The organism is Sutcliffiella rhizosphaerae (assembly GCF_917563925.1).
Classification (GTDB): domain Bacteria; phylum Bacillota; class Bacilli; order Bacillales; family Bacillaceae_I; genus Sutcliffiella_A; species Sutcliffiella_A rhizosphaerae.
The window spans coordinates 1-4810 of sequence record NZ_CAKJTJ010000073.1 but is presented as its reverse complement, the minus strand read 5'-3'; the positions used below and the strand labels follow the sequence as shown (position 1 = coordinate 4810).

Annotated in this window: 5 protein-coding genes and 1 pseudogene; all 6 read left to right on the top strand. The window is 33.9% G+C overall.

Annotation, left to right across the window (positions count from 1 at the left end):
- Positions 1-72 precede the first annotated feature (72 nt).
- On the top strand, positions 73-519 hold the full coding sequence (locus tag LRP81_RS22905; protein WP_230505493.1) for a MarR family transcriptional regulator: 447 nt from the start codon (positions 73-75) through the stop codon (positions 517-519).
- Positions 512-1237 carry a CPBP family intramembrane glutamic endopeptidase gene (locus LRP81_RS22900; RefSeq protein ID WP_230505491.1) on the top strand — a complete coding sequence of 242 codons (726 nt, stop codon included), beginning with the start codon at positions 512-514 and terminating at the stop codon, positions 1235-1237. Before LRP81_RS22905 ends, LRP81_RS22900 begins: the two co-directional genes overlap by 8 nt.
- A gap of 870 nt (positions 1238-2107) precedes the next feature.
- A complete protein-coding gene (locus LRP81_RS22895; RefSeq protein WP_230505489.1) occupies positions 2108-2995 on the top strand; it encodes a DMT family transporter in 888 nt (295 codons plus the stop codon).
- A gap of 355 nt (positions 2996-3350) precedes the next feature.
- A complete protein-coding gene (locus tag LRP81_RS22890; RefSeq protein WP_263458283.1) occupies positions 3351-3824 on the top strand; it encodes a MerR family transcriptional regulator in 474 nt (157 codons plus the stop codon).
- Positions 3805-4227 (top strand): hypothetical protein, encoded by a 423-nt coding sequence (locus LRP81_RS22885; protein WP_230505487.1) that lies wholly within the window; start codon positions 3805-3807, stop codon positions 4225-4227. The genes LRP81_RS22890 and LRP81_RS22885 overlap by 20 nt, the downstream gene beginning before the upstream one ends.
- A gap of 340 nt (positions 4228-4567) precedes the next feature.
- Positions 4568-4810: pseudogene (locus tag LRP81_RS22880) on the top strand (GNAT family N-acetyltransferase); the annotation flags it as partial.

The window sequence follows — 4810 nt, the reverse complement described above, 5'->3', positions numbered from 1 at the left end:
ATTATATATGTACATAAACATTTTATGATAATAAACTATTTATGTAAATAAACTATAAGAGGGTCGTTTATAATGAAGCAAGAAGATTTAATAAAAGAAGCGTTTCATATATTTGAAGAGATTAATAATCACTTGGCTATAAATTATTATTCTATGTTAGAAATAGAGTTATCGCCTAAACAGTTTATGGTTCTCCAAATCATAAATGAGAACCATCCTGTTAAGGTACATGAAATATCCAAGCAATTAGGGTTATCAATGAGTTCTGTAAGTCAAATTGTAAACAGATTAGAGAAGGATTATTATGTAAGCCGTGATATTAATCCAGAGAATCGTAGAGAAATATTGTTATCATTAGGACCCTCAGGTGATAAATTTTTTAAGGAGTACGAAAGAGTTGACCGCTTGGTAATTGATAACTACTTTTCAAAGCTCACTATTGAAGAAACAAGACTATTCAGGGATATAGCTAAGAAAATTTACAATGTAATCACTTCAGGAAGTAAATCTAATGATTAGTAGTTCATTACTCGTCTGTCTATTTCTTCTTTCCTTACCCGGTATTGTTATATTTTCAATGAACCTTAGAGATGATACCACACCAGATAAGAAGAATATTCCGCCGTTATTTACAATAATTTCTCAATTAATCCTGCTTTGCATTTTTATAATAGTGGGATCACTTTTAATTCGATTAATAAATCATCATGATGCAGTATTTATTGATAAATGGGCAGAGGCTTTTATATTAGGAACAATTTGCTCTATAGCCCATATTCTAATTTATTACGGTGTATTTAAATTTTACCTCCCTAGTGATGAGTTTTCTAAACTCGAGAAGCATAGGAATTCAATTGGTATTTTCACTAGAGTTTTTTATGCGAGTGTGTTAGAAGAAATAATATTCCGCTGGGCAGCGCTTAGTTTCTTTTATTGGGTAATACATTATTTCATAGAGGATCCTAATATAACAATATGGTTGGCCATCTTAATTTCAAGTATAATATTTACTGCATCACATTATCTTGGATCAGCTGTTATTGGAAACTCTAAAGCGCTATATATATACATTTTCTTTGGTAACATGCTAGTTGGTGTTGTATGCGGGTGGCAATTTTACTCTAATGGAATAGGTGCTGCTATTATAGTCCATATGTGTTTCCATATTCTCTTATATCCAATTGAATTAATAGTGTTAAAACGTGAAAAACATAACACCAACTATGTATCTAAGTGAAACTAACTACTCAAATGAAGATGATATATACGATACTATAAAGCCCAGATGATTGGCATATCATTTCTTTATTAACAGGTAGAACCGTCACAATTGTATACTCTTCTATTAACTATTTGTGATGCCCAGCAGAGTTTAAACTCAGACTTTATTTAAGAAACTAGCCAACATTCGGTTATTTACAAAAAGTTGGATAAATACGCTCCAATGGATGTCCACATATCTTATGGAGGTCAACCCTCCTAAGTCTCACAGAGTCTACGCTCTTACATTCCTTGGTCACTAACCCCGTTATTACAATAGAAAAGGTTGCAGTTGCAACCGATTGTCGTTTTTTACACAAAAAAGCTACAACTGAATTTCAGCTGTAGCTGCTCATTTATTTTTAAAGATTTTTTTATAGAAAGCTTCCAATTTTTTAACATCCACAGATAATTAATAGTATTAACTAGATAACATAAATTGGATATCGGAATCTTATTCAACTAAACTGCCCCGGTAATGTATATTGAATTTAATGGCTGCAAGCCACTTTCTAGTTGTTCAGGAAGAGTCCAACTATAAGTATGAATACCAATCTTCCTTATCCTTTGGCACCGCCTGTTAATTTAATATTGTGTACAAAAGCTTCTCCACTTTCATTAAAAGTACTAAGAGATTTTAAATACACATCATCTTTTTTATGTTTTCCAATAAATAAAAGGATGTTATGATAACAATATTAATTAAAGGAGATGATCTCGTGTTCTACAAACCTCTTTTTGAAAATGATGTACCATTTGTATCCTCCCGCGCTTAACGGAGAGAATACAAACTTAACTCTCCGTTAAGGCTTAATAGAATGGGTCAAGCAAACGGAGGGTAAATAAAATGAAAAACACTTTACTTGGTTCTGTATTTCTTATATTAGCATCCAGTATTTGGGGCGGAATGTATGTCGTCGTAAAAATACTAGTGGCAGTTATCCCACCTTTGGAACTTGTATGGATGAGATACATTATTGCACTGATTGCTTTAGTTGTTATTGGCTTAATTACAAAGCAAAAATGGAAAGTGAAAAAAATCCATTTTTTTATAATTTTATTAATAGCAGTAGTGGGATATGTAATTTCAATTGTCGCTCAAGAAACAGGAACGATGCTTTCTACCGCACAAATGGGAGCTATTATCACAGCTACTACACCTGCTTTTATGGTTGTGTTTGCAAGCCTCATTTTAAAAGAACCTTTAACATTCAAAAAAGCAGTTTCTGTTGTGTTAGCCACAATAGGAGTTATAACCATCGTAGGTATAGATAAAATCGAGTTCTCTAGTATGCTTGGTGGATTAACTTTAATTTTGGCTGCTTTAACATGGGCTTTAATGTCTGTCTTAATTAAACGTCTTCCGAGTTATTATTCGCAAATTGTCGTAACCACATATGCAACCTTCATTGCATTAGTGGTTCTAACACCATTTGTCTTACCAACACTACCTGCATTGGATTTTAATATTTTAAAAGACCCAGTTATTTGGGGCGGTCTTTTATATCTAGGAATCATATCCACCTCTATAGCATTCTTGTTGTGGAATCGCGGATTGCATTTGTTAAATGCTTCAAGTGGAGGTATATTCTTTTTCTTTCAGCCAGTAGTTGGAACCTTATTAGGGTGGATTGTACTTGGGGAAACCATTAGCTTCACCTTTTGGATAGGTTCTTTGTTAATATTATTAGGTGTTCTGCTAGTGATTAAAGATACAGAGAAAGAGGTTAACTAACAATTATAGGTACAGAGGAGAATATTCTTCTGTATCTTTTTTGTGAGATGGATGTATGTAAACATTATTAAAATAGGCTGTTTAATTTGAGTTAAGTGCTCATAAATTGGAGAGACATTTTTATTGTCTCTTCAACTATCCTGCACCGTTAATTTAAGTGAAACCTTCACAATCTCTTAAAAATTTTAAATATCAATTTTCTATAAAAGGTTTTGTTCAACAATCTGGCCAAGTTTGCGGAATAAAATGATAAATATTATTAATTAAAAGTGATATTTAAGGACAAATTCTGAATGTAAAAGAAAGTCAGAAAACAACTTGACATTGGAGTCGACTCAAATGATATTCTAGATTCATGAAAAAACTTTATTCTATACAAGAGGTTTCGAAGATGCTTGGGATGTCTAAGGATACACTTCGATATTATGACCGGATTGGGATTGTATCGCCGTCTCGGAAAGACAATCGGTACCGTAGGTATTCGAGAGACGATCTCATAGACTTGATGAACATTCAAATTATGCGGTATGCGGACCTTTCTCTTGACGAAATCAAGGGGAAAGTTGGTTTCCGCAAGATGGAAAATATCGATTCTGCATACTGCGAAGAGGTAGCTGTGTTCCTCGATGCTAAAAACGCAGCAACGCGCAAGAAGATTACCCATCTTGAAAAGGTCAGTCAGCTTCTCAACATAGCTGCTGAAACGTTAAGGGATTTCAATGACGAAAGCGATCAACGGTTGTCAGAATTTGTCCGCGAGCTTTACAAAGATATTTATGACAATGAACCGAAAATTTTTAAGGAGGGTTGTGATCAGCATCAAGGTTAGAAATTTATATTATCTGATTGTAGGTGTTCTTACTATACTATCTGCCGTAACGCATGCATGGAACGGGCAATACTTTGTACTTGCTACGATCGACATTATGGCAATGTCCATGGATACCCGGACGGTATTCACGTATGTTTGGCACATTATTACGGCGGAAAATCTGGTCTTCGGCATCGCATTCATTTTCATGTCATTCCAAAGTGAGCAATCAAAGGTCCGTTTTGCCGCATGGATGATCGTGGCGATCCTGGTCGTCCGATTGATGGTCATTCTTGGTGTAACGGCAATACTTGACGTTTCGGCACTTACGGATACGCTTATAGATTCGATTGCCATCGTAATCTATGTTGCCTTGATTATACTGGGCATAACTATGAAGAAGAAACAGACCACTGGATAGCACTACAGTAATAAGATGTCCGCAGGTGGCTTAAAAACATCAATTAAGACATAGCTACGACGCTACTCATATTATTAATATATGGGGCACCTCTCGAAGTAATATAAAGCTTACTTGGCCAAAAAAAGTGAAACAAAGAATATATGCTCAACTAAGTGGGAAATTAAGAAGAGATCTCTACAGCAAATACTTTTAAAAAATCACGTTCAAATTTGAGCGTGATTTTTTATATTGAATGAAAATAAAAGATTGAGTTTATCACTTGTATTTGAAATAATTGGTATTAAACAATAGGAAGAAACGTTAAACAAGAATTACATAATTTGCGAGGGGGATACATATGGGAAAATATGAGGTAAAGCAAATATATAATTTGTTGAATTTTGATTTGGATAGTTTAGTAAAGCAAAGCAAAGCAGATGGTTTTCGTTTTGTAGAAAGATTAGTAAATGATTATAAAAATGGCAGTAATACTTTTAATTATTCTGGAGAAGGTTTATTTGGCGTGTTCAATGAAGAAGGTGTCCTTGTTGCTATTGGCGGATTAAATAAAGACCCATTTTCAAATGAACTATCTATTGGT

Bases quoted from the DNA above. Each gene is read 5' to 3' on its own strand.
- LRP81_RS22890 (WP_263458283.1), top strand. From the start codon at position 3,351: ATGAAAAAACTTTATTCTATACAAGAGGTTTCGAAGATGCTTGGGATG.
- LRP81_RS22900 (WP_230505491.1), top strand. From the start codon at position 512: ATGATTAGTAGTTCATTACTCGTCTGTCTATTTCTTCTTTCCTTACCC.
- LRP81_RS22905 (WP_230505493.1), top strand. From the start codon at position 73: ATGAAGCAAGAAGATTTAATAAAAGAAGCGTTTCATATATTTGAAGAG.
- LRP81_RS22895 (WP_230505489.1), top strand. From the start codon at position 2,108: ATGAAAAACACTTTACTTGGTTCTGTATTTCTTATATTAGCATCCAGT.